Raw genomic sequence first — 24357 nt, forward strand, 5'->3', positions numbered from 1 at the left:
GAGACTCCTGGATTCATGGAATAAACGACCCGCGACCCTTACAGGTCGTCGAGCTTGGATTGCAGGCCGGCGGCCGTCAGCTCGCCCAGGTGCAGGTGCCGCAGCCGGCCCTGCCCATCGAAGAACAGGGTAGTCGGATACGCATGTACCTGCAGCCGTTCGGCAACACGTGCTTCTTCGTCGAGCAGCACATTGCGCAGCGACAGGTGTTCGGCCGCCATGAAGGCATCCACTTCGTCGCGCGTTTCGCCCTGGTTGACGAACAGGAAGCGGATATCAGGATGGCGCTGCTGTGCGCGTGCCAGTACCGGCATCTCGCGGCGGCAGGGGCCGCACCAGCTCGCCCAGAGGTTGATCACCACGGGCTCGCCCCGGGCCTCGTCAAGCGCGACGGGCGCGCCCTGCAGCGATGTCAGGGTGATCGCAGGCAATGACACCCGCGATTGCTGCAGCCAGCCGGCGCCGGTGGACAGCACGGCCCAACCCAGAAGGCCTGCCAGCGCAGCGGCAGCCACGGGGCGGCGCAGTGTGGGCCAGCGACGCAGGCGCCACCCGCCCCACCCCAGCCCGACCAGCAGTGCCGGCCACAGCACAAACCCGCCATCGCCGATACGCAGCACTGCCCAGGGATCGGCCACATAGTCGGCTGCATGCCAGATCACGAAACCTGCCCGCCCGGCGAGCAGGCCCAGCAGCAGCATGTCCACCACCACCGATCGCGGACGCGGTGCGCCCTCGATTGCCGGGGCACGCACCACACTGGCCACCAGCATCGCCATGCCCAGACCCACCAACACCCACACGACCGCAAGCGGTACCGGGCCTACACTGCTGATCATTGCTTCTCTCCGCCGTCGCCCGGGACACACCAACTGCGACGGCTGTTGCATCGGGCCCGCCCGCATGGTCCCAGCAAGGCATCAATGGATCAAGCGTGCCGGTACCGCGCGATTCAGGCCACCGAACGGATGGCCTCGACCCCTCGGCCGACCGGTCGTACTGCTGCATGCTCGCGCTGCTGCGCCGCCAGCTGGCGGCGATAGCGTGCCGGCGTCAGCCCGACGATGCGCAGGAACAACCGCCGGAACGCACTCTGGTCGGAATAGCCCACCGCACACGCCACCTCGTCCACGACCCCGCCCGCCTGCAGCAGCAACTGCGCCTTGGCGATGCGCAGGCGCTGGCAGTACTCGATCGGACGCATGCCGGTGGCTTTCAGGAACCGTCGCTGCAGCGTCCGCGGCTCCAGACCGGCCTGTGCGCAGATGTCGTCCAGCCCCACGCCGCGTGCGGCGATACCGTGCAGCCAGCGCTGTGCCTTGAGGATGCAGCGGTCGCCGTGGGCGAAATTCGGGCTGAAACGTTCCAGATCATCCAGTTCGGTGCGCGGGATCACCAGTTGCAGCTGCTGGATGACGGTGTTCATCACACCCTGCCCGTACACCCGTGCCAGCAGGCGCAGGCTGAGGTACTTCCAGGCCTCCTGGCCTGCTGCGGTCAGCAGGTCACCGTCATCGACCAGCGTGCGCTCGCTGGGCAGCCAGCTGGGCACCATCGTACGCAGCGCCGGACAGCGCGCGGGATCGGGAACGCTGACCGAGCGCCCGGCCAGCACGCCGGCGGCAGCCAGCAGCAGCCCGCCCTCGTCGCAGCCGGCGAGCAGGCTGCAGCCATCATGACATTCCCGCACCCAGGCCAGCAGGCGCTCGTCCGGCGGCGCCATGGTCCAGCTCGATTCGCTGCCTGGCACGACAATGATCGCCGGCAGGGCCTCGCCGAACAGCTCCGCCCCCGCGACCCGCTGCATGCCACGGGCGGACATCGTCCAGCGCGTGACCAGCATGCGTGGGCCGGTGCGGCGCCCGGCCGCCACGGTGCGGTTGCAGCGCTGCGCCAGCTCGGACAGTACGGGCGCGGCGGCACGCAGGCTGCCGGGGAATTCCACCACGGCGACTTCCATCAGGGTCGGCGTGTCCGGCCGGCGGTCCGGCTGCAACGTGTTGCGGGGTGCGTCCATGGCCCTTCTCCTGGGACAGTGCCTGCCGGCGTGGGGCCGGGCAGAACAGGTCGATACATAAGATCGCCTGAGGCTACGGGCGTCCCGGGAGAACGACCATGCAACTAGTTGTAAATTTCACGCCAACTGAATTTCCAGTGGGGTTCCGGCTTGACTCTGGAGCAGACTCCAAGGTTCAGAATGGAGCGTCATCCACGAGGTGCTCATGAACATTGGACAGCTCGCGCGCCAGGCCGGCGTGCCCATCGACACGGTGCGCTACTACGAACGGCAGCAGCTGCTGCCCACCGCACGGCGCAGCGCCGGCGGCTACCGGGTCTTCAGCGAGAGCGACCTGACCCGCCTGCAGTTCATCCGCCGCGCCAAGGCACTGGGTTTCAGCCTGGATGAAATCGCCGATCTGCTGGCCTTCAGCGATCAGCGTGGCCAGGACATGGCGCAGATCCGCGACAGTGCGGTGAACAAGCTCACCGACATCGAACAGCGCATCAACGAACTGCAGCGGATGCACGGCGCGCTCAAGCAGCTGGTCGATGCCTGCCCCGGGCATGGCGATCAGCAACAGTGCCCGATCCTGACCGCGTTGACCGAGTCACGCCAATGAACGCCAGCCACGGCCACAGCAAGGTCTCCCGTGCGGACGACGGCCCTTCCACCGACCCGGTCTGCGGCATGACCGTCGACCCGGCCACCACGGCCCACCATGCCCGCCATGACGGCAGCGACTACCACTTCTGCAGCGATGGCTGCCGGCGAAAGTTCATCGCCGACCCCCAGCGCTATCTGGAACCGGCATCACACATCGGCGACCCGGCCCCCACCGGCACGCTGTACACCTGCCCCATGCACCCGGAGATCGTGCAGGAAGGCCCCGGCACCTGCCCGCTGTGCGGCATGGCGCTGGAGCCGAAGATGCCCAGCCTGGACGAGGGCGAGAATCCCGAGTTGATCGACTTCCGTCGCCGCTTCTGGTGGAGCCTGCCGCTGAGTGTGGCGACGATGGCCCTGGCGATGCTGGCGATGACACCCGTGCTGCACGGCCTCGCGCCCGATCTGAGGGTGTGGATCGAGCTGGCCCTGGCGACGCCGGTGGTGCTCTGGGCCGGTTGGCCGTTCCTGCAGCGCTGGGCGCAGTCGATCGGCAACCGCAGCCCGAACATGTGGACCCTGATCGGGACGGGCGTGCTGGCGGCCTACGGCTACAGCGTGGTCGCCACCGTCGCGCCCGGTCTGTTTCCGCCGTCGTTCCAGCAGCATGGACATGTCGGCGTCTACTTCGAGGCGGCGGCGATGATCATCTCGCTCACGCTGCTCGGCCAGTTGATGGAGCTGCGCGCACGGGCGAAGACCTCCGCCGCGATCAAGGCGCTGCTCGGCCTGGCACCGAAGACCGCGCGCGTGCTGCGCGGGGATGGCCGCGAGGAAGACGTCGACATTACCGCGCTGCAGCCCGGCGACCGCGTGCGCGTGCGCCCGGGTGAGAAGGTGCCCGTGGATGGCACGGTCGTCGAAGGCCGCTCCTCCATCGATGAATCGATGCTCACCGGTGAGCCGGTGCCGGTGGCCAAGGCCGTGGGCGACACGGTGATCGGCGCGACACTCAACGGCACTGGCAGCCTGGTCGTGCGCGCCGATCGCCTTGGCGATGACAGCATGCTGGCGCAGATCGTGCAGCTGGTGGCGCAGGCGCAGCGCTCACGTGCCCCCATGCAGCGCATGGCCGACACCGTCGCGTACTGGTTCGTGCTGGTGGTGTTGTCGGTGGCGGTGCTGACGTTCTTCGGCTGGGGGCTGTTCGGTCCGGCGCCCTCATGGACACATGCGGTACTGAGCGCGGTCGCGGTGCTGATCATCGCCTGCCCGTGCGCATTGGGGTTGGCCACACCGATGACGATCATGGTCGCCACCGGTCGCGCCGCGCAGCACGGCGTGCTGTTCCGCGATGCCGAGGCGATCGAGGCACTGCGCCAGATCGACACGCTGGTGGTCGACAAGACCGGTACGTTGACCGAGGGCAAGCCAGCATTCCGCGACGTGCGGGCGGTGGCGCCCTTCGCTGCCGCCCAGATCCTGCAGTGGGCGGCCAGCCTGGACCAAGGCAGCGAGCATCCGTTGGCGGCCGCGATCGTGGCCGAAGCGCACGCGCGCAGGATGCCGCTGGCCAGCGTGGACGATTTCGATTCCCTGACCGGCATGGGTGTGCACGGCGTGGTGGACGGCAGGCGGCTGCTGCTTGGCAATACCGCGTTGATGGACGAACACGGTGTCGCACTGGAGGCGCTGCGCGAAGATGCCGAGCGCTTGCGCAGCACCGCGGCCAGCGTGATGTACCTCGCCGTCGATGGCCAGCTTGGGGGCCTGCTCGCGGTGGCTGACCCGATCAAGGCCTCCACCGCCGAAGCCATCGTGCAGCTGCACCGCGATGGCCTGCGCATCGTCATGGCCACCGGCGACGGCGCGGCCACCGCGAAGGCCGTCGCGCGGGAACTCGGCCTGGATGACGTCCACGGTGAGATGCGCCCCGCCGACAAGGCCGCCTTGATCCGTTCGCTGCAGGCACAGGGCCGCAAGGTGGCGATGGCCGGCGACGGCATCAACGACGCGCCGGCGTTGGCAAGTGCGGACGTTGGTATCGCGATGGGCAACGGCACCGATGTGGCGATGTCGAGCGCACAGGTCACGCTGGTCAAAGGCGATCTGCGCGGCATCCTGCGTGCGCGCCAGCTGTCCACCGCGAGCGTGCGCAACATGCGGCAGAACCTCGGCTTTGCGTTTCTCTACAACGGCCTCGGCATTCCCGTGGCGGCCGGTGTGCTGTATCCGCTGGGCATCGTGATGTCGCCGATGTTGGCGGCGGTGGCGATGAGTCTGAGTTCGGTCTCGGTGATCAGCAATGCACTACGGCTTCGCCATCAACGACTGCCCGGCGAGTGACAACGGATTGCATGACGATATTTCTTCACTTTTTTCTTGCCAATCGAAAACGTCGTCGCTATGATTTCGCTCCTCACGACGTGGGGCCATAGCTCAGCTGGGAGAGCGCCTGCATGGCATGCAGGAGGTCGGCGGTTCGATCCCGCCTGGCTCCACCAATCCGATCATTAGGCCGATCAGATTGTAGTGACAAAATTTGAAGTTTTCGTGCGTCCCCATCGTCTAGAGGCCTAGGACATCACCCTTTCACGGTGGCGACCGGGGTTCGAATCCCCGTGGGGACGCCAGTTTCAAACAAACAGCCCTGACTTCGGTCGGGGCTGTTTGTTTCTCACGTATCGATCAACGCTCGGCATTGGCCGCCTGTTATATCGCGTGCGTGTCGATGCACTCGCCCACGCAGAGGTCGGCCTCTGCAGATGGATGCCTGCGTGCATTCTTTCTTCGGTATTTCAGAAAAAAGACTTGGCGAATGCTTCACGGCCGCGTAGAATTCCGCCTCCAGCATCGTGGGGCCATAGCTCAGCTGGGAGAGCGCCTGCATGGCATGCAGGAGGTCGGCGGTTCGATCCCGCCTGGCTCCACCACTCCGGACCTTAGGCCGTTCGGGTGTGCTGAACAATTTGATGAGTTTATGCGTCCCCATCGTCTAGAGGCCTAGGACATCACCCTTTCACGGTGGCGACCGGGGTTCGAATCCCCGTGGGGACGCCACTCATCAGAAGAACACCGAGGCCCGGCATGCCGGGTCTTTTTGTTCACCGCCTACTGCGGTTGCGATGCGGATGCCCGAAAGGCTTCCACAAACGTGAACAGGCAGATACACTAGGCGGCTCGCGGTACAACGTGGGGCCATAGCTCAGCTGGGAGAGCGCCTGCATGGCATGCAGGAGGTCGGCGGTTCGATCCCGCCTGGCTCCACCACTTCTCCGGACACAGGCCGTCCGATAGAAGCCAAAATTCGGTTTAACGCGTCCCCATCGTCTAGAGGCCTAGGACATCACCCTTTCACGGTGGCGACCGGGGTTCGAATCCCCGTGGGGACGCCAGCTTCAGACAGACAGCCCTGACCTCGGTCGGGGCTTTTTGTTTGACGAACCCCTTCCTATTCGGCAAGACCGCCGCTATGATAGGCGGCTCGCAGCACAACTGTGGGGCCATAGCTCAGCTGGGAGAGCGCCTGCATGGCATGCAGGAGGTCGGCGGTTCGATCCCGCCTGGCTCCACCACTTCTCCGGACACAGGCCGTCCGATAGAAGCCAAAATTCGGTTTAACGCGTCCCCATCGTCTAGAGGCCTAGGACATCACCCTTTCACGGTGGCGACCGGGGTTCGAATCCCCGTGGGGACGCCAGCTTCAAACAAACAGCCCTGACTTCGGTCGGGGCTGTTTGTTTATGGGCCTACGCCACCACCTTCGCCATGCCCACCGAGCGCGGCGCGGTCACGCTGAAACCGAACTGCGCATACAGCCGGTGCGCCTGGCCATCGGCGATCAGGCTCACATAGGCACCTCGGGCATTGGCGTGCAGCCAGGCATCGAGCTCGGCCATCACCGCCTTGCCCAGCCCCTGACCTTGGCGGTCCGGGACCACGGCGATATCCACCACCTGCAGGAAGCAGCCGCCGTCGCCGATGAGCCGGCCCATCGCCAGCAACCGGTCGCCCTCGCGCAGGCTCACACCGAAGACCGTGTTGGGCAGGCCACGCGCCGCCGCATCGGCCGTTTTCGGACTCAGGCCGGCCAGCACCCGCAGCGCGCGGTATTCCTCCACGCTCGGCGCCAGGGGAATGCAATGAACACCAGCAGGCAGCAACATGAGACCGGTCCGGCAATGAATGGACGCTCAGCATGCCCGAACGTATTCGCAGCATGTGCGACCCACCGGCCTATCCTGTCCCCCTACCCACCCTGTTACGCCGCCATGTGCTATTCCGCCCAGATCCGCGCCGATTACACCAAGCTAGTCCGTGAGTACGGTGCCATGCTGTCCCTGGACGAGTTCGCCCAGCTGTATGCCCATGACGCCGGCAAGCAACGCCCGAAAACCCCCAAGGCGATGGACGATGGCTTCGCCGGCGCGCGCACCGCGCAGGGCCAGGAGATCGTGGCGCGGATACAGCAATGGCATGCCGAGGAGATGCAGGCGCTGGATGAGGAGGTGCGCCTGCAGAGCGCCCGGCTGAAGGCGGCCGAAGAACACCTGGCCGCCCGTCCCACACAGAAGGCGCGCAATGAACTGCGCGTGGCTGGCAACCGGATTGAACGTGCGCAGACGCGCCTGTCCGATCTGCAGCGTGCCGGCCTGGTACCGCGCGACAGCCGCATTTTCCCCGGCGTCTACGCGCCGGTGATCGTGTCCGAGCAGGGCCAGCGCGTGATCAAGCCAATGCGCTACCAATGCCGGCTGCCGGACAAGCCCGTGCGCAACGACGTGCTGTATCCGGGCACCTACAACGCGCGCCGCGACAGCCTGGAGGCGTACTGGAAATCCGCGTTCGGCCACCAGCATGGCGTGGTGGTGGTGCAATCGTTCTACGAGCACGTGCCGCGGCATGCCCTGGAACAGCGGCGGCTGTCGCCGGGCGAGAAAGCCGAGAACGTGGTGCTGGAATTCAGCCCGCAGCCACCGCGCGATCTGTTGATCGCCTGCCTGTGGTCGGCGTGGGAAGGACCGGAAGGCCGCCTGCTGTCGTTTGCCGCGATCACCGACGCGCCACCGGCCGATGTGGCACGCGCCGGCCACGACCGTTGCATCGTGCCGATCCGGCGCGAACATCTGGATGCCTGGTTGAACCCGGACCCCCGCGACCTCGCTGCGCTGTACCGGATCCTGGACGATCGCGAGCCGGTAACACTGGCGCACGCCGAAGCGGCGTGAACGCTGCTCAGCCGGCGACCGAATCGCCTATCCGTGCCCGCCCCAGCGCGGCATTCAACTCGGCCGTCAGGTAGGGCTTGGTCAGGATGATGCCTGCCCGGAAGGCCTCGGGCAGATGCTCGGTCGCCATGCCGGTGGCCAGCACGAAGGGAATCTGGCGCGCGGCCAACGCCGCAGCAACCGCTTCACTGGTTTCATTGTTGGCCAGGCGGTAATCCAGCAGCACCACGTGTGGCTGGGTCTCGCCGAGCAGCCGCAGCGCCTCGGATACCGACGCCGCCAGCCCCACCACCACCGCGCCGGACTGCACCAACTGCATCTGCAGCAGGGCGGCACTCATTTCGTCGTTCTCCACCACCAGCACCCGAAGATCCTGCAGCGCGCTCATGACGACTCCCTGTATGGTTCAGCGCGATGAGTATAGCGTCCTGCGTAGGTGAAACCCTGACAGGAACTTAAGCATTCAGGTCTGCACAAATGCCGACATCTTGTATACACTACGCGGCCAGCCAGCCGAAGTGGCGGAATCGGTAGACGCAGCGGACTCAAAATCCGCCGCCCTTAAAAGCGTGTGGGTTCGAGTCCCACCTTCGGCACCATGGTAATGTTTCAAGGCGTCCAAGGATGTCCAGAAACCTCAATCAAACCCGCAACTTAGCGGGTTTTTTTGTGCCCATTTGTCCGGTTGCGTCCAATGGAATGCATTGCAATCCAGGGCCATTTGGGGGCAAATATGGGGGCAACAGCACCCACCTACCCCATGTTGCCCAGTGAGTTGCCCCCAATGCCGCTAACCGATCTCGCCATCCGCAACGCAAAACAGAATGGTCGAACCCAGCGACTGTATGCTGGCGACGGCCTCTATCTGGAAATCTCCCCCACCGGCGGCAAATGGTGGCGACTCAAGTACCGGCTAGCGGGAAAAGAGAAGCGGCTGTCCCTTGGCACCTATGAGGATGTAAAGCTGAAGGCTGCCCGCGCTTTGTGCGCGGAACTACGCAAATTGATCGCCGCTGGGATCGATCCAAGCGAACAGCGCAAGAAGGAGAAGCACGCGCAGGCAATTGTGAAGGCTGCCGCTGGGGAGTCGTTCGAGGCGATGGCCCGCGAATGGATGGCCCGCCAGACCGTCGCGCCGGTCACCTCCAACAAGAACCGCTGGCTGTTGGAAACTTTCCTGTTCCCCGAGATCGGCCCCCGCCCCATCGGTGAGATCACGCCCCGCGAACTGCTGGGCGCCCTGCGCAAGATCGAAGCCACTGGCAAGCTGGAAACCGCCAATCGCGCCAAGATCAAGGCAGGTCAGGTGTTCCGCTACGCCATGCTAGAAGACAAGGCGGAGATTGACCCGACCGCCAGCCTGCGTGGCGCGCTCAAATCCACCAAGGCCCGCCACCATGCCGCCGTGACCGATCCGGCCAAGATCGGCCAGCTAATGCGAGCAATCGAGGGTTTCAACGGGCAGCCGGTCACCCACGCGGCGTTGAAGCTGGCGCCGCTGGTGTTCGTGCGCCCCGGTGAGCTGCGCGCGGCAGAATGGGAGGAAATCGACCTACACGCCGCTATGTGGCGCATCCGGCCCGAGCGAATGAAGATGAAGGCAGCCCACTTGGTGCCGCTGTCCAGCCAGGCCGTGGCGATCCTGCGTGACCTACATGCCCTGACCGGTAGTGGCCCGCATGTATTCCCTGGTCTGCGACCGAATCGCCCCATGTCGGAAAACACCATCAATGCCGCCCTGCGCGCGCTGGGCTATTCCGGCGATGAAATGACCGGCCACGGCTTCCGCAGCATGGCAGCCACCCGGCTTAACGAAATGGGCTGGAACGCGGATGCTATCGAACGCCAGCTTGCCCACGCCGAAACCAACAAGGTCCGCGAGGCATACACCCACGCGGCGCAATATCTGGCCGAACGCACCCAAATGATGCAGGCATGGGCAGACTATCTCGATGCCCTGCGAGACAATACCAATGTGCTGCCGTTCAAGGCGCGTGCGGGCTGAAAAATCACCACCAAGCACTACCGGGGAAAGAACACGATGACCACGCCATTGCAGGGACTGCTGGAAACGCTGCGCCAGTCTTCCAGGACCGAGCGCGAGAAAGGAACCTACTTTGAAGAGCTGATCGTGGCGTATCTGCGCCACGAAGCCAGCTACCGCGACCTGTATAGCAACGTTTGGCCTTGGGCGCAGTGGGCTTTGGCGAATGGCTTCACCGGCAAGGATGACGGCATCGACCTGGTGGCCGAAGTAGCTGGCACCGGCGAAATCCACGCCATCCAGTGCAAGTTCTACGCGCCAGACTATAAGCTGCAGAAGAAGGACATCGACAGCTTTTTCACCGCGTCCGGGCGCAAACCATTCGCCCGCCGCATCATCGTGGCCACCACCGACCATTGGAGCGACAACGCGGAAAACGCACTGGTGGACCAGCAGCCCCCGGTCAGCAAGATTACCCTGCACGACCTGGAAGCCAGCCAGATCGACTGGAGCCGGTTCCAACCCAGCGCGCCCGTTCCACTGAAACCCAAAAAATTACTGCGCCCGCACCAGCAGAATGCCTTGAGTGCGGCCGTGGCAGGCTTGGACGAGGCCGAGCGCGGCAAGCTGATCATGGCCTGCGGCACTGGCAAGACCTTTACCAGCCTGAAGATTGCCGAGACAATGGCCGGCAAGGGCAAGCGCGTGCTGTTCCTGGTGCCCAGCCTGTCGCTGCTCTCGCAGACCCTGACCGAATGGACGCAGGAAAGCGCCATCCCGCTGCACAGCTTCGCGGTGTGCTCTGACAGTGACGTGGGTAAAAAGAAGGGCCGCAAGGAGGACGATGCCGTCCAGACCTTTGCCCACGAACTGCGCTACCCTGCCACCACCGATGCCAAGCGGTTGGCGCACGGAATGGCCGCCCGGCATGACGCCGAACACATGACGGTGGTGTTCAGCACCTACCATTCCATCGAAGTACTGCACGACGCCCAGCACGCGCACGGCCTGGCCGATTTTGACCTGATCGTCTGCGACGAGGCCCACCGCACTACCGGTGCCACCTTCGAGGGGGACGATGAAAGCGCGTTCGTGAGTGTCCACGATGCCGACTACCTGCGCGCGGCCAAGCGCCTGTATATGACCGCCACCCCGCGCATCTACGGCAACGAAGCCAAGGCCATCGCCGAGCGCGACAACGCCACCCTGTACTCGATGGACAACGAGGCTTGGTACGGCAAACAGTTGTTTGTTATCACCTTCTCCGAGGCGGTCAAACGCGGCCTGTTGGTGGACTACAAGGTCATCGTGCTTGCCGTGGAGGAAGCGCACGTAAACCGCCGCCTGCAGGCGCTGCTGAAGGACGAGAACAACACCCTGAAGGTGGACGATGCGGCCAAGATTGTCGGCTGCTGGAAAGCGCTGGCCAAGCGTGGCCTGCACGAGGACGGCAGCGATAACCCCGAGCCGATGAAGCGGGCTGTGGCGTTCTGCCAGGTCATCGAGCCGGGAAAGGGTGGCAAGGCCCACAAGGTCAGCTCCAAAGAGATCGCCGGCATGTTTCAGGCCGTGGTCGAGGCCTACCAGGATGCCGAGGACAATGAAGACGGTGCACGCTTGACCTGCCAGGCCGAGCATGTGGATGGCGGCATGAATGCCGGGCAGAAAGAAGCCAAACTAGATTGGCTCAAGGCATCTCCACCAGAAGACACCTGCCGCATCCTCTCCAACGTGCGCTGCCTGTCCGAAGGCGTGGACGTGCCGGCGCTGGACGCGGTGCTATTCCTCACTCCCCGCAACTCACAGGTGGATGTGGTGCAGTCGGTCGGCCGGGTAATGCGTAACGCACCGGGCAAGAAACGCGGCTACGTGGTGCTGCCGGTAGTGATTCCGGCCGGTGTGGAACCGCACGAAGCACTTGCCGACAATAAGACCTACGCGGTGGTCTGGCAGGTATTGCAGGCGCTGCGCTCCCACGACGACCGCTTCGATGCGATGGTCAACAAACTGGACTTGGTTGGCCCGGACCACAGCAAGATGGAAGTGGTGGCCATTGCCGACACAGTGCAGCGCAAGACCGCGCGGCTGGTGGACAACAGCGCCAGACAGGTCGGCAAGGCTAAAGGCCAGTACGCCATCGGTGAGAAGGCCGAGCGCTATGGTCCTGCCCCCGACCAGATCGGCTTCGAATTTGAGGTGGGCCAGATCGAGCGCGCGCTGTACGCCAAAGTGGTGGACAAGTGCGGCAACCGTCACCACTGGGAGGACTGGGCCAACGATATCGCCAAGATCGCCCAGACTCATATCGACCGCATCAAGGCCGTGCTGGAAGACGACAGTCAGCCCAAGGCACGCGAAGCCTTCAATGCCTTTGCCCATGAGTTGCGCGACGATCTCAACGATAAGGTCACTGATGCCGACATCATCGAGATGCTGGCCCAGCACCTGATCACAAAGCCGGTGTTCGATGCGCTGTTCGCCGATTATAGCTTTGCCAGTCACAACCCCATGTCCAAGGCCATGCAGGCGGTACTGGATGTTCTGCAAGAACAGAATCTAGGCAAAGAAGCAGCCACGCTGCAGGAGTTCTACGACAGCGTGAAGCTGCGTGCCGAAGGCATCGACAGTGCACAGGGTAAACAGAAGATCATTGTCGAGCTGTACGACAAGTTCTTCCGCAATGCCTTTCCCAAAATGACCGAGCGCCTGGGCATCGTCTACACACCGGTGGAAGTGGTGGATTTCATCCTGCACAGCGTCAACCACCTGTTGCAGAAAGAGTTCGGCCAGACATTGGGTAGCAAGGGCGTACATATCCTGGACCCATTCACCGGCACCGGCACCTTCATCACGCGGTTGTTGCAGTCTGGGTTGGTCAAGCCGGAGGAGCTGGCACACAAGTACAACCACGAAATTCATGCCAACGAGTTGGTATTGTTGGCGTACTACATTGCTGCGATCAATATCGAGGCGACGTATCACAGCCTTGCGGGCGGGGAGTACGTGCCTTTCGAGGGGATTTGCCTGACCGATACCTTCCAGATGTACGAGAAGGAGGACCTGGTGGACGCGCTACTGGTGGACAACAGCAAGCGGCGCAGGCGGCAGGAGACGCTGCAACTCCGGGTAATCGTGGGGAATCCGCCGTACTCAGAAGGCCAGGGCGAGGCCATCGACAATAACAAGAACATCAGCTACCCAAGCTTGGATGAGAAGATCAGGAGCACCTATGGTGTCCGTTCTTCGGCTCGGACTCGAACTAGCATCTACGACTCCTACATCCGCGCCATCCGCTGGGCCAGCGACCGCATCGGCGATGCTGGCGTCATCGGCTTCGTCACCAACGCGGGGTGGTTGGAGTCCAACACCGCCGATGGACTTCGCAAGTGCGTCGCCGACGAGTTCTCTAGTCTGTACGTGTTCCACCTGCGCGGCAACCAGCGCACCAGTGGCGAAACGTCACGTAAGGAAGGCGGCAAGATCTTCGGCAGTGGCAGCCGATCACCCATCGCCATCTCGCTTCTGGTCAAGAATCCGCAGGCCAAAGAACATGGACGCATCTTCTTCCACGATGTCGGCGATTACCTGAGCCGCGAAGACAAGCTGGAAAAGATCGAAGCCTATGCCAGTGTCGGCGGCATTTCCGAACATGCCTGGCAGCGAATCACGCCGGATGAACACGGCGACTGGCTCAAACAACGCGACGATAGCTTCGGTCGCTTCATAGTTATTGGAAACAAGAGGGCGTCAGGTGATCTTCTGGTTTTCGAAAACTACTCTGATGGATCGATCTCAAATAGAGATGAGTGGGTCTACAATTTCTCAAAAGATCGTCTAAGTAAAAACGCCAGAACGATGATTAATTTTCATAGCGTGGAGCTTGAAAGATTCGATCAATCGGCTCCTGGTGTTGAGCCTGTTGAGTTTGTCATGAAGGATGACTCCAGGATTCGCTGGGATGACAAGCTTCTGAATCACATCAAGCGAGGTCGCAAGCTGTCTTTCGACGGGACGGCGATTACGAAGTCTGAGTATCGACCTTTTTCACGTCAATGGACGTACTTTGACCGCTCATGCATCTGGAGCGCATACCAGCTTCCTAGCATCTTCCCAATTGGCGGCGGGGATAACTTGGCTATCACCACGGCAGGTGTAGGTGGGAAGTCTGATTTCTCCTGTTTTATGGTGGACAGAGTGTTCGACAGGGGCATGAATTCTGCCGGAAAGTCCTACCCGATGTACCTCTACAACGAAGCCGCCCAGCAATCCGATGACAGTCTGTTCGTCGGCAAGCCCAGCGACGGCCCGCGCCGCCGCGATGCCATCACCGACGCGGGCCTCGCCCATTTCCAGTCTGCCTATCCCGGCGAGACGATCAGCAAGGAAGACCTGTTCTATTACGTCTACGGCATCCTGCACTCGCCTGCCTACCGAGAACGCTACGCCGACAACCTGAGCAAGGAGCTGCCGCGCATCCCGCGCGTGCGCACGGCAAAGGATTTCTGGCATTTCAGCCAGGCAGGCCGCGACCTCGCTGCGCTGCACCTGCACTACGAGACGGTGAACATCTACCCGCTGACCATCGATGCCAAGGGCCCGCTGACCGACGCCGACTACCGCGTCGAGAAGATGAAGTTCGCCAAGACCAAGGACCCTGAGACCGGTAAGTCCGTCAACGACCGCAGCACCGTTATCTACAACACCAAGATTACCTTGCGCGACGTTCCTGCAGCGGCATGGGACTACATCGTCAACGGCAAGGCCGCATTGGACTGGGTGATGGAGCGCCAGGCCGTGCGCGTGGATAAGGCCAGCGGCATTGTCAACGACGCCAACGACTGGGCCACCGAGACCATGGGCAATGCGAAGTACCCGCTGGAACTGTTCCAGCGCGTGGTCACCGTCAGCCTGGAGACACAAAAGATCGTCGCCGCCTTGCCTGCGCTGGATACCCATCCGGAGGGATGACTGAAACACAGGCGTTTCACTGCACATTCCAACGCCTAGTGACGGAATGTGCGATGTCATGACGTGAGACGAGTTGAGTTCTTCGAAGGAATCAATATGACAGGAAAAAAGGATGACGCAGGCGTGCTCAAGATCGATTTCTACGTGACGCCCGAGAGATACGAGGAAATTGCCAAACAACAAAAGACGCGTGCCAGAGCGATTGCGGACAAGGTTGTGAGTGACAGTCCATTGGATCTTTCTCCCAGTGATCGGCGATGCATTGCTGTGATTCTTAGATCTTGGGCTGATGAGCTACCAACGAAAAGAAAGGGAAAGCAGGGGCTTCCCCCTCGCTTTTGCCATGGCAGTGCTGCACTGGAATACGCCATGGAGCGCTGGGAGGGCCATCGACATGGCGAGGCATTGGCGCGAATGGCTGAACGATACGAGGTGTCAACCGTTTCGATTGACAATGCGATAAAGCCCTATCGTGAAGCGGCCTTCGCGATGATCGGAGAAGCTGACCCCGGCAACCAATAAAAAATATTGACTTTTGCGGTGCCTGAGAAAAATGCATAGCTTTCGTGTCGGCCCAGGGCATCCAGCCCGCTACAAAGGAGGCCGATATGACGATTACCAAATCCTGCCCAGTATCCCTACCCGCCACAGGCTACCTCCGCCTTCCTGAAGTTCTAGGCCTTTACCCAGTTTCGCGCTCAACATGGTGGGCGGGTTGCCGGAGCGGCCGTTATCCGCCACCGATCAAGCTGGGTGTGCGTTGCACCGCATGGCGCGTGGAGGACATTCGCGCACTGATCGAACGCGCTGCCAACGCGGGGGCGGCGACATGATCCAAAAACGACGAGGCCCCGGCGGGAACCGGGGCCATGCACACGCTGGCGGGCTGGGTTCACGGCAAGTTTACGGCAAGATTTCACGAACTGGGGCGCGGCTTCCGGATGAATGGCGCAATAGGTTGCCCTCTCCGGAAAGCTATTACCGGAAGCGTGTTGTGAAATTGGGCAAGGCGCAACGTGATGGCTGGGCCCAGGGACAATGCCCCTTCCACGAAGATCGTAATGCCTCATTCAGTGTAAACCTGTCACATGGCGGCTGGATGTGCTTTGCCGGCTGCGACTCGGGTGACTTGGTGAGCTTCCACATGCGCTACACCGGTCTGCCGTTCAAGGCTGCAGCGCGCGAGCTGCTGGGGTTGCGAGCATGAGTGCGGTCCCAATGGAAACGCCCAAAGATGCAGCACGGCGACTGGCGGCTGAGCCTATCCGTCTGGGTATGCGCCCCGTGGGCTTGCACACATACTCTAGTGGCTGTGGTGAGCCATCGTTCTGGCGCATCCGCTGCAAACATCCGGACACGGGCGAAAAATGGATTCGACCGATGCACTGGAATGGTGCTGGGTATGTCATCGGGGAGCCACCTGCACCGCCTGCCGGAAAACCCTTGTATCGCCTGCATGAGCTAGCGGGCGCTCCCGATGGCGCGCTTGTGTACGTCGTCGAGGGCGAAGCCTGCGCCGACGCCTTGGCCGGGCTGGGCCTGTTGACCACTACCAGTGGCAGCGTATCGAGTGCCGAAGGTGCCGACTGGTCGCCGCTGATGGGGCGACGTGTCCGCCTGTGGCCAGACAACGATGATGCCGGCAGGAAGTACGCCGACGAGATAGCTGCCCGACTGCACGCACTGGGCTGCACGGTGGAACGCATCGACGTGGATGCACTGGGCCTGCCCGAGAAAGGCGACTGCGTGGACTGGCTCGCCGCCAGCCCTGTGGCCGATGCGGTCGCGGTGAACACCTTGACGCTAGTGGAGGCATATCCGAAGTCAGCGTGCGCGGGCAGCCCTGCACAGCCTATCGCCCGAGAGCCCCTACCCGATCCGCTGCCAGCAGTGCCGGCATTCAATCCTGCGCTACTGCCCGACTGCGTGCGCACCTGGTGCACGGACGCAGCCGACAGCTTGCAAGTGCCGCTGGACTTCACGGCCGTGCCAGCAATGGTTGGGTTGGCTGCTGCGCTGGGAGGACGGCACATTGCCGTGCGGCTCAAAACGCATGGACATTGGTACGAAAGGCCCATCCTGTGGGGCTGCGTGGTCGGTCGCCCGAGTAGCGGCAAGAGTCCTGCCCTGTCGCCCGCACGGCGCCTGCTGGAGAGCGTGACTGGCCCCGAGCGGGCCGGGTACGAGCGTGCCCGGCAAGTACACGAGGGTAAGGCGATATTGGCCGACGCACGTAGGGCGCACGCCAAAGATGAAGCCCGCAAAGCGATCAAGAAAGGTATGGCCATCGATCCGGAGGCCCTAGGCGAGTCGGCACGCTTTGATGATGAGGCACCGTCCGAACCCCGCCTGGTGGTCAACGACGCCACGGTGGAGAAGCTGGGCGAGCTGTTGAACGAGAACCCGCGCGGGCTGATCCAGTTCCGTGATGAGCTGGCCGGGTGGCTGGCATCCCTAGACCGTGAAGGCCGAGAGCAGGACCGGGCGTTCTGGCTGGAATGCTGGAACGGCACTGGGCCGTATACGTCCGACCGCATTGGCAGGGGAACTGTTCGCATCGAGGCGTGCGCGGTATCGATCCTAGGCGGCATGCAGCCCGGCAAGCTGGCCGAGTACGTACGCGGTGCGGTGCGCGGTGGCTTCTCCGACGATGGCTTGATGCAGCGCTTCCAGTTGGCCGTCTATCCCGACCTGCCCGCATCGTGGCGCTACACCGACCGACCGATAGATCGGGGAGCTGAAGAGTGCGCACGCACTGCATTCATGCGGCTTCGGGCGCTGAACCCGGCCGACGTTGGGGCAGAAAGCGCCGAAGCCTGCGATGTTCCATTCCTGCGTCTATCCGAGGACGCACAGGACCTATTCATCGAATGGCAAACTGAGCTGATGCAGCGGCTTCGCGGCGGAGGCGAACCGGCTTTCATGGAGTCGCACTTGGCCAAGTACCCCGCTCTGGCGGGCCGGCTGGCGCTGGTACTGCATCTGGCCGACAACGGCACTGGGCCGGTATCGGCCGACGCAATGCTCAAAGCCTTGGGCTGGTGCGAGCATCTGGAAGGCCACGCGCGCCGCGTTTACGCCCCGGCGACCGACAATGGCCTGACCGCTGCACACCTGCTGCTGCGCAAGCGTGACAGCTTGCCCGATGGCTTCACTACCCGTGACGTGTATCGGAAGTGCTGGGCAGGCCTGGATGATCCAGGCACCGTGGCCGAGGCACTGAATGTGCTGACTGACCACCGCCAAGTGATCGAGGTTTCCGAGATGACAGGGGGACGCCCGTCCGTAGCTTACCGGTGGTCGGCATGAGCGTGTGGCGTGAACGGCTGGCCGAGCTGACCGGCGAAAAATCCTGAAAGTGCCGTCCGATCAACTGACAAAACCGCCAAAAGCCCCTTTTGTCAGTTTTGGCAGTGAGCAAGAAGGGCATTGGAGAAGATTCACAGGGACAGATTACGTGCGTGCCCATCTGCTGAAGCTGGCCGAGCATGAAGGCGTGGACGGCGGACTGGTTCATGCCCTCCCGGATGAAGAAGTGGCCGCCTGTGCCGGGCACGATGACATGGCCTTGCGGGCTTACCTGCGCGCACTGGAGGCCCGCAGGTTCCTGGACTCCGGCGTTACCCCACCCGTATGGACCGAGCCGGTGACGGTCACCTGCGAGGGCTGCGGGCCGGTCCTGCTCTGGTTGGGCTGCCCGCCCGTGGTGAAGGCATGCCCGTGGTGCATTCGCCGGAAGGCCGGCAGGCCCATTGCCTGGCCCAAGGAACCCCAGATTGTCCGCTGGGCGCGGAAGGATGCCGGGAATAAGAGCGGACCACCCTATTTCCTGCCAAGAGAAAAGACACCATGACCGATGGCTACCTGAGCAAGAACAAGGCACATCTGGCTAAGCTGCAACGACAGCGGCGGTCGGGCCTTTGCCGTATCGACTACATGCCCGGCCTGCAGGCACTGCGCGTGTTCCAGGCGCGGCAGGAGCAAGAACAGCCCGGAAGCGCCGGTGCGACCAATAGCGCGGTGCTGGACGCCATCCTGACCGAGTGGGCAGAGCTGACCGGAATAAAGTACAAGGAAATGGAATTGTCCAGACCTTCGCCGGCAGGGCAGGAATTTCCTAGAGCGTTGGCGCTCGCGCTTGGCAATGCAGCATCACCACCGGAATTACGTCCCGCCCAGCGCGCATGCGCGCGCGCGTATGACTTCGGTACTGTTGACAGTCCTCTGATCACTTCGAAGCAGCGATGCGTGGAAGCCAGATGTGGGGCGACTCGCCACCGTGACGGCCAGCCATGCCAAGCTAGGCCGGAGCCAAGCAAGCGACGCTGTCGTTTTCACGGCGGGCGGTCAACAGGCCCCAGAACCGACGCTGGTAAAGCCAGAGCGGAGGCAAACTTACGCTTACCGAAGAACCTGACTTAGGGGCTAGTGCAGGGCAAGCAATGCCCTTCTGGGGGCAACTTTGGGGGCATTTTTCTTAATGGCTGCGCAAGATGCTCGAAATGGATGGGTTTTCGTTGCCCACCTTCGCACCATGGAAAACCAGAACGCCCCGGATCGACGGATCCGGGGCGTTTTTTCATTCTGCTCGGCAGCGCCGCGACCGTTACCCGGCCGGCTCGATCGGAGGCAGGGTATGTGGCGGGATCGGGGGAACCGGCGGCACGGACGGGGCCACCGTTTCTTCGCGCCACAGCAGCGCCAGCCGGCAGTCCCCTGCTTTTCGCCGGCACATCGCCTCGGCCTTGCGCTGAGCAGCGGCATCATCCTGTGCGGACAGGGCAACACCCATGGCACCCGTGCCCGTATACAGCGCCGAGTAACCGCCTTCCGACGTGCTGGCCACAGTGCTGCAGTTGGGTGAGCGCTGCGCGCAATACCCCAGCGCCTGTTGCATGGCCGTGCTGACGCTGCGGTTGTTCATCGAATAGCCGTAGGCACCGGTGTCGGCGTCGTAAAACACCGCCGACGCCGCGCCCGCAGTGCAAGGCAGGGCCATCCCCATGACCAGCAGCATGCTCAACCGTGGTGCAATCCGCATTGTGATACTCCGACCTGTCCTTGGAAGATCGAGTATCCCAAAGCCGCGCGCCGTATGCATCCCGCACGGCAGTCAGACCAGACGCAATGCGGGCTGGCCAGTAGTGGGATTGAGGTGCACCGAGCGATGCGTGCCCGCCCCCGCCACCCGGAACGCCGCCACCGTCTGCAGCAACTGGGTGGACTGCTCTTCCATGCTGCGGGCCGCCGCGGAGGCCTCTTCGACCAGCGCGGCATTCTGCTGGGTGCTCTCGTCGATGTGCTCGACCACCTGGTTGATCTGCTCGATGCCCTCGCTCTGCTGCTGGGCCGCCGCGCTGATGTCGGCCATGAGATCGCTCACGCGTTTCACGCTGACCACGATCTCGTCCATGGTGCGGCCCGCGCTTTCGACCTGGCGCGTGCCCGCCCCGACCTTCTCCACCGAGTCGCCGATCAGCTGCTTGATCTCCTTGGCGGCTTCGGCAGAACGCTGCGACAGCGAGCGGATTTCCGAGGCGACCACCGCAAAGCCGCGGCCATGCTCGCCGGCACGGGCCGCTTCCACGGCGGCATTGAGGGCCAGGATATTGGTCTGGAACGCGATACCGTCGATCACGCCGATGATGTCGACGATGCGCCGCGAGGAGTCATTGATCAGCGACATGGTGGAGACCACCTCCTGCACCACGTGGCCACCCTGCGCCGCCACCTCGACCGCGCCACCGGCCAGCTCATTGGCCTGGCGGGCGTTGTCCGCGGTGCGCCGCACGGTTGCGGTCAGCCCCTTCATCGAGACGGCGGTCTCCTCCAGCGAGGCCGCCTGCTGCTCGGTGCGCACGGACAGGTCGCTGTTGCCTTCGGCGATCTCGCTGGCACCCACGGCGATGGTGTCGGCTGCCAGCTTGATCTGGGTGATGATGCCGGCCATCGCGTCGACCAGCGCATTGATGCCCTCGCACAACTCGGCGATCGGGCCGGTCTTGTCCTGGGTGGCGATGTGGCCGGTCAGATCGCCACCCTGCGCGGCCGCCACCACTTCACGCGTCTGCGCGACGGCCTGCTGGAGCGCCAGCGAGTCACGCACCTGGGCCGTGATGTCGGTAGCGTACTTGACCACCTTGAACGGCCGTCCGTTCATATCGTAGATCGGGTTGTACGAAGCTTGGATCCAGACCTCGCGCCCGCCCTTTCCCAAGCGCTTGTACTGGCCGGCATCGTACTCGCCGCGGCCGAGCTTCGCCCAGAACGCACGGTATTGCGCGCTCTCGCGATACGCCGGTTCGGCAAACATCGCATGGTGCTGCCCGCGCACCTCCTCCAGTGCATAGCCCATGGCAGCGAGGAAGTTCTCGTTGGCGGCCAGGATGCGGCCCTCGAGGTCGAACTCGATCACGGCCTGCGATGTGTTGATCGCGGCGAGCTGGCCGGCAAAGTCGGCCGCCTGCAATTTCTGCGCGGTGATGTCGGTCGCGAACTTGACCACCTTGTACGGTCGTCCGTTGCTGTCGAACACCGGGTTGTAGGACGCCTGGATCCAGATCTCGCGTCCACCCTTGCCGATCCGGCGGTACTGGCCGGCGTCGAACTCACCGCGGCCCAGGTTGGCCCAGAAGTCCCGGTACTCCCCGCTCTTCGCATACTCGGCATCCACGAACATGGCGTGGTGCCTGCCCTGGATCTCCTCCAGCGTGTAGCCCAGTGTCTGCAGGAAATTGTCGTTGGCATGCACGATGGTGCCATCGAGGTGGAACTCGATGACGGCCTGGACTCTATGCAGCGCCTTGATCTGCTCTTCGAGGTCGGCCTGCCGTTGCAGCGCGGCCGATGCCGCGATGCCATGGGCCGCGCGACGGGAAACGAACCATGCCGTGAGCGTTCGCCACAACGACCCGGCGTCGGCGTCGGCGTCGCTGGCGCGACCTGGCACATGCGTGTGCAAGCCTGAAGTAATCATCGTTAGACCTCGGTGTCCGGTTAGCGAATAGGTCAGCGCCGGGCGGTGGCCCGGTGGCGGTATTCCGTTGGCTGGGACTCACGAAGATCGTCAGTGGGGATGACGCAACTTCGATGGGCTTCAAACACCGGGCGGGCCGGCGAACATGAACCATTTAAAAAAGGTGTACGGCCAGATATCCACGTGAGCAGACGGGCAGCAACTGCGAGTCATATAACGGCGGAGATTCTGAAACCTTTAGGGCGACCATCGGGCCGGCGCCGCGCAGGGCCGGCCGTGCTCATTCGCCACTTTCGCTCGCATCCAGGGCGTCGAGGGGATCCACGGCCCCGAGCGCGTCGGCCTCCACCTGCACGTTGTCGCGTCCCATCGCTTTGGCCCGGTAGCACTGTGCATCGGCCGCGGCGACCGCGTCATCCACGCTCATGCCCCCGAACAATGGCGCGATGCCGATGCTGGCGCCCACACTCAACCGCCGCTGGTCCCAGGGGATCGACAACCCCCGCATCGCCTCGAGCAGATCGCTGGCGATGCGGCGGGCACGCTTGAGCGAACAGCCGGCCAGGATCACCGCGAACTCGTCGCCCCCCAAGCGCGCCACGATGTCCGAATCGCGCACGCCGTGCCGCAGCACGCTGGCCACCGCCCACAGCACGGCATCGCCGGCCAGATGGCCATGGGTATCGTTGACCGGCTTGAAGTGGTCCAGGTCGATATACATCAACGAGGCCGACTGCCCGGTCCGCGCGACCCGGGTGATGGCCTGCTGCAGGTGCGCTTCGAAGCCGCGCCGGTTGCTCAGCTCGGTCAGCGGATCGATTTCGGCCAGATGCCGGGCTTCACGCTGGCGCGCACGCTGCTGGGTGACGTCACGGATCACCCAGACCGCGCCGGTGGACTGGCCGTTTTCATCGCGCAGCCAGGCGCGGGTCAGGTCGACCGGCAGCAGATGCGCCCCCACTGACAGCAGCAGGTCCGAATGCAGGTCGACCGCATTGCTGTCCGGGTCGAGCAGCACGGCCACATCCAGCGGGGAGCGCGGCGCGTATTCGGTCGTGAGCTCCATCACCTCCTGCAGCTGGCTGCCCGCCAGGGCCCCGGCGCCCTCCCCGGCCAGCGCGCGGGTGGCCGCGGCGTTGGCGTACTGGATGCCGCCGTGCAGGTCCAAGGTCAGCACCATGTCGGCCACCGCATCCAACGTGACGCGGGTGCGCTGCTCGGATTCGCGAAGTTGCTGGCCGCTGAGCCGCTGGGCGGTCACGTCCTGGATCTGCGAAACGAAATGCAGCGGCTCGCCATTTTCCGTGCGCACCAGCGACACCGACAGCCGCCCCCAGACCAGGTTGCCGGCCTTGCCCAGGTAACGCTTCTCCATGTGGTAATGCTCGCGGCGCCCGGCCAGCAGGTCGCCGAGCAGGGCCAGATCGGTATGCAGATCGTCCGGATGCGTCAGCGTCTGGAAATCGATCTGCAGCAGTTCGGCACGGGTGTAGCCGAGGATGCCGCACAGCGAATCGTTGACGTCCAGCCAGCGCCCTTCCAGCGATACCAGGGCCATGCCCAGCGCCGCCGAGGAGAACGCGCCGGCGAACTTCTCCGCCGCGACGAAGGCCTGCTCGCGCACCTGCAGCAGGGGCGTAAGGTCAACCGCCATGCCGACGTAGCCGATCCGGTTGCCGCCGGCGCAGTCCAGCGGGCTGATCGACAGGCGCACCTGGCGCCGCTCGCCGTCCTTGCGCAGGAAGGTCCACTGGTGCGACCAGGTGCCCTGCGCGGCGCGCGCGGTCAGCGCTTCGAAAATGGTCGGCATGCGCCCGTCCGCGCCCACCTGGGGCTGCAGGTAGGCGCGCATCTCATCCGGATCGTGGAACAGCCCCGGGTTGACCCGGCCGATCACTTCATCGGCGCGGTAACCGAGCAGCTTCTGCGCACCGGTGTTGAACAGATTGACCACCCCATCGACATCGGTGGCGATCACCGCCACCTCATCAGACGCATCCACCACCGCCTGCAGGCGTTGGCGCATGTTGGCCGCCTCCTGGCGGGCCTGCTGCAGTTCGGTGACGTCGGCGTGGGCACCGGCCATCCACAGCGGGCGGCCCTGCGCATCGCGCTCGTAGACGCGGCCACGGTCCTGCACCCAGATCCAGTGGCCCTGTTTGTGGCGCATCCGGCACAGGCTGTCGTAATGCGGCGAGCGACCTTCCAGATGATCCTCGAGCAGCGCATTGGACTGGGCCAGATCGTCGGGATGCACCAGCTTGAAGAATGTCTCCGGCGTGATCGGCGCAAGTTCCTCGCGCGTATAGCCGACGATCTCCGCCCAGCGCTCGTTGACCCGCATCTGGTTGCCCGGGATGTCCCAGTCCCAGGTGCCCGCCGCGGTGCCTTCGATGATCATTTCCAGCCGATGCCGCTGCTCGGCCATGTCGCGCAGCGCGGCGACCGCATCAAGGGGGGCGTCCGGTTGCCGGCTCATGCGTGCGCTCCGGTCCGACACGCCGCGCACAGCCCTGCGCCAGCGCGGTGATCGGCGCTGCGGCCCGCCCGGTTGCCCGGTCCTGCCTGGTCGTCTGTCATCTGGGCTCCCCGCCGT

18 protein-coding genes and 9 tRNA genes are annotated in these 24357 nt (G+C 63.7%); 20 read left to right on the top strand and 7 right to left on the bottom strand.

Annotation, left to right across the window (positions count from 1 at the left end; translation table 11 throughout):
* Window positions 1–38: 38 nt before the first annotated feature.
* Entirely contained in the window at window positions 39–839 is an 801-nt protein-coding gene (locus ACW6W5_RS09090; protein WP_121037150.1) for a TlpA disulfide reductase family protein, read from the bottom strand.
* 113 nt (window positions 840–952) lie between these two features.
* Window positions 953–2017, bottom strand: a complete 1065-nt coding sequence (locus ACW6W5_RS09095; RefSeq protein ID WP_121037152.1) for a helix-turn-helix domain-containing protein — start codon at window positions 2015–2017, stop codon at window positions 953–955.
* A 205-nt stretch (window positions 2018–2222) separates the two neighbouring features.
* On the opposite strand from ACW6W5_RS09095, the gene ACW6W5_RS09100 reads away from it, so the two are divergent.
* From ACW6W5_RS09100 to ACW6W5_RS09145, 10 genes are all read left to right on the top strand, one after another.
* Window positions 2223–2621 (top strand): heavy metal-responsive transcriptional regulator, encoded by a 399-nt coding sequence (locus ACW6W5_RS09100; protein ID WP_152151269.1) that lies wholly within the window; start codon window positions 2223–2225, stop codon window positions 2619–2621.
* A gap of 68 nt (window positions 2622–2689) precedes the next feature.
* A complete protein-coding gene (locus ACW6W5_RS09105) occupies window positions 2690–4951 on the top strand; it encodes a heavy metal translocating P-type ATPase (protein WP_428999815.1) in 2262 nt (753 codons plus the stop codon).
* Between the two features lie 82 nt (window positions 4952–5033).
* Window positions 5034–5109, top strand: a tRNA-Ala gene (locus tag ACW6W5_RS09110).
* Between the two features lie 53 nt (window positions 5110–5162).
* A tRNA-Glu gene (locus ACW6W5_RS09115) sits at window positions 5163–5238 on the top strand.
* A gap of 224 nt (window positions 5239–5462) precedes the next feature.
* Window positions 5463–5538 (top strand) — tRNA-Ala (locus ACW6W5_RS09120).
* Window positions 5539–5589: 51 nt separating this feature from the next.
* Window positions 5590–5665, top strand: a tRNA-Glu gene (locus tag ACW6W5_RS09125).
* A 134-nt stretch (window positions 5666–5799) separates the two neighbouring features.
* A tRNA-Ala gene (locus ACW6W5_RS09130) sits at window positions 5800–5875 on the top strand.
* Between the two features lie 49 nt (window positions 5876–5924).
* Window positions 5925–6000 (top strand) — tRNA-Glu (locus tag ACW6W5_RS09135).
* A 104-nt stretch (window positions 6001–6104) separates the two neighbouring features.
* A tRNA-Ala gene (locus ACW6W5_RS09140) sits at window positions 6105–6180 on the top strand.
* Window positions 6181–6229: 49 nt separating this feature from the next.
* Window positions 6230–6305: transfer RNA gene (locus ACW6W5_RS09145), tRNA-Glu, on the top strand.
* 49 nt (window positions 6306–6354) lie between these two features.
* Here the strand turns inward: ACW6W5_RS09145 and ACW6W5_RS09150 are convergent.
* The gene (locus ACW6W5_RS09150) at window positions 6355–6771 is read right to left on the bottom strand and encodes a GNAT family N-acetyltransferase (RefSeq protein WP_152151265.1); all 417 of its coding nucleotides are present in this window, start codon (window positions 6769–6771) and stop codon (window positions 6355–6357) included.
* Window positions 6772–6876: 105 nt separating this feature from the next.
* Here ACW6W5_RS09150 and ACW6W5_RS09155 point away from each other — a divergent pair, with 105 nt between their 5' ends.
* Entirely contained in the window at window positions 6877–7833 is a 957-nt protein-coding gene (locus tag ACW6W5_RS09155) for an SOS response-associated peptidase family protein (RefSeq protein ID WP_152151263.1), read from the top strand.
* A gap of 7 nt (window positions 7834–7840) precedes the next feature.
* Here ACW6W5_RS09155 and ACW6W5_RS09160 read toward each other — a convergent pair whose 3' ends face one another.
* Window positions 7841–8221 (bottom strand): response regulator, encoded by a 381-nt coding sequence (locus tag ACW6W5_RS09160; RefSeq protein ID WP_121037162.1) that lies wholly within the window; start codon window positions 8219–8221, stop codon window positions 7841–7843.
* 124 nt (window positions 8222–8345) lie between these two features.
* Between ACW6W5_RS09160 and ACW6W5_RS09165 the strand changes: the two genes are divergently transcribed.
* From ACW6W5_RS09165 to ACW6W5_RS09205, 9 genes are all read left to right on the top strand, one after another.
* Window positions 8346–8432: transfer RNA gene (locus tag ACW6W5_RS09165), tRNA-Leu, on the top strand.
* A 185-nt stretch (window positions 8433–8617) separates the two neighbouring features.
* Window positions 8618–9838, top strand: a complete 1221-nt coding sequence (locus tag ACW6W5_RS09170) for a tyrosine-type recombinase/integrase (protein WP_152151261.1) — start codon at window positions 8618–8620, stop codon at window positions 9836–9838.
* Between the two features lie 36 nt (window positions 9839–9874).
* The gene (locus ACW6W5_RS09175; protein ID WP_152151260.1) at window positions 9875–14785 is read left to right on the top strand and encodes a DEAD/DEAH box helicase; all 4911 of its coding nucleotides are present in this window, start codon (window positions 9875–9877) and stop codon (window positions 14783–14785) included.
* A 123-nt stretch (window positions 14786–14908) separates the two neighbouring features.
* Window positions 14909–15307: a hypothetical protein gene (locus tag ACW6W5_RS09180; protein ID WP_152151259.1), complete on the top strand. Its 399-nt coding sequence runs from the start codon at window positions 14909–14911 to the stop codon at window positions 15305–15307.
* Window positions 15308–15393: 86 nt separating this feature from the next.
* Window positions 15394–15618 (top strand): helix-turn-helix transcriptional regulator, encoded by a 225-nt coding sequence (locus ACW6W5_RS09185; RefSeq protein WP_152151258.1) that lies wholly within the window; start codon window positions 15394–15396, stop codon window positions 15616–15618.
* A gap of 161 nt (window positions 15619–15779) precedes the next feature.
* The gene (locus ACW6W5_RS09190; RefSeq protein ID WP_193222743.1) at window positions 15780–15992 is read left to right on the top strand and encodes a CHC2 zinc finger domain-containing protein; all 213 of its coding nucleotides are present in this window, start codon (window positions 15780–15782) and stop codon (window positions 15990–15992) included.
* Window positions 15993–16228: 236 nt separating this feature from the next.
* A complete protein-coding gene (locus ACW6W5_RS09195) occupies window positions 16229–18094 on the top strand; it encodes a YfjI family protein (protein WP_193222742.1) in 1866 nt (621 codons plus the stop codon).
* A gap of 148 nt (window positions 18095–18242) precedes the next feature.
* Entirely contained in the window at window positions 18243–18638 is a 396-nt protein-coding gene (locus ACW6W5_RS09200; protein WP_152151253.1) for a hypothetical protein, read from the top strand.
* Complete coding sequence (locus ACW6W5_RS09205) at window positions 18635–19207, top strand: HGGxSTG domain-containing protein (RefSeq protein ID WP_152151251.1); 573 nt, start codon at window positions 18635–18637, stop codon at window positions 19205–19207. The genes ACW6W5_RS09200 and ACW6W5_RS09205 overlap by 4 nt, the downstream gene beginning before the upstream one ends.
* Before the next feature lie 184 nt (window positions 19208–19391).
* Here the strand turns inward: ACW6W5_RS09205 and ACW6W5_RS09210 are convergent, their stop codons facing one another.
* From ACW6W5_RS09210 to ACW6W5_RS09220, 3 genes are all read right to left on the bottom strand, one after another.
* Window positions 19392–19802 (bottom strand): DUF4189 domain-containing protein, encoded by a 411-nt coding sequence (locus ACW6W5_RS09210; protein WP_226956585.1) that lies wholly within the window; start codon window positions 19800–19802, stop codon window positions 19392–19394.
* A gap of 96 nt (window positions 19803–19898) precedes the next feature.
* Entirely contained in the window at window positions 19899–21761 is a 1863-nt protein-coding gene (locus ACW6W5_RS09215) for a methyl-accepting chemotaxis protein (RefSeq protein ID WP_319020620.1), read from the bottom strand.
* Between the two features lie 280 nt (window positions 21762–22041).
* Complete coding sequence (locus tag ACW6W5_RS09220; protein WP_152151249.1) at window positions 22042–24240, bottom strand: PAS domain-containing protein; 2199 nt, start codon at window positions 24238–24240, stop codon at window positions 22042–22044.
* Between the last annotated feature and the right edge of the window lie 117 nt (window positions 24241–24357).

Source organism: Stenotrophomonas sp. IS26 (genome assembly GCF_054188265.1).

What these genes read in the sequence shown, in the direction of transcription:
- ACW6W5_RS09210 (WP_226956585.1), bottom strand. Translation starts at nt 19,802, where the DNA reads ATGCTGCTGGTCATGGGGATGGCCCTGCCTTGCACTGCGGGCGCGGCG.
- ACW6W5_RS09170 (WP_152151261.1), top strand. Translation starts at nt 8,618, where the DNA reads ATGCCGCTAACCGATCTCGCCATCCGCAACGCAAAACAGAATGGTCGA.
- ACW6W5_RS09150 (WP_152151265.1), bottom strand. Translation starts at nt 6,771, where the DNA reads ATGTTGCTGCCTGCTGGTGTTCATTGCATTCCCCTGGCGCCGAGCGTG.
- ACW6W5_RS09220 (WP_152151249.1), bottom strand. Translation starts at nt 24,240, where the DNA reads ATGAGCCGGCAACCGGACGCCCCCCTTGATGCGGTCGCCGCGCTGCGC.
- ACW6W5_RS09215 (WP_319020620.1), bottom strand. Translation starts at nt 21,761, where the DNA reads ATGATTACTTCAGGCTTGCACACGCATGTGCCAGGTCGCGCCAGCGAC.
- ACW6W5_RS09175 (WP_152151260.1), top strand. Translation starts at nt 9,875, where the DNA reads ATGACCACGCCATTGCAGGGACTGCTGGAAACGCTGCGCCAGTCTTCC.
- ACW6W5_RS09100 (WP_152151269.1), top strand. Translation starts at nt 2,223, where the DNA reads ATGAACATTGGACAGCTCGCGCGCCAGGCCGGCGTGCCCATCGACACG.
- ACW6W5_RS09160 (WP_121037162.1), bottom strand. Translation starts at nt 8,221, where the DNA reads ATGAGCGCGCTGCAGGATCTTCGGGTGCTGGTGGTGGAGAACGACGAA.
- ACW6W5_RS09090 (WP_121037150.1), bottom strand. Translation starts at nt 839, where the DNA reads ATGATCAGCAGTGTAGGCCCGGTACCGCTTGCGGTCGTGTGGGTGTTG.
- ACW6W5_RS09205 (WP_152151251.1), top strand. Translation starts at nt 18,635, where the DNA reads ATGACCGATGGCTACCTGAGCAAGAACAAGGCACATCTGGCTAAGCTG.
- ACW6W5_RS09155 (WP_152151263.1), top strand. Translation starts at nt 6,877, where the DNA reads ATGTGCTATTCCGCCCAGATCCGCGCCGATTACACCAAGCTAGTCCGT.
- ACW6W5_RS09185 (WP_152151258.1), top strand. Translation starts at nt 15,394, where the DNA reads ATGACGATTACCAAATCCTGCCCAGTATCCCTACCCGCCACAGGCTAC.
- ACW6W5_RS09095 (WP_121037152.1), bottom strand. Translation starts at nt 2,017, where the DNA reads ATGGACGCACCCCGCAACACGTTGCAGCCGGACCGCCGGCCGGACACG.
- ACW6W5_RS09105 (WP_428999815.1), top strand. Translation starts at nt 2,690, where the DNA reads ATGACCGTCGACCCGGCCACCACGGCCCACCATGCCCGCCATGACGGC.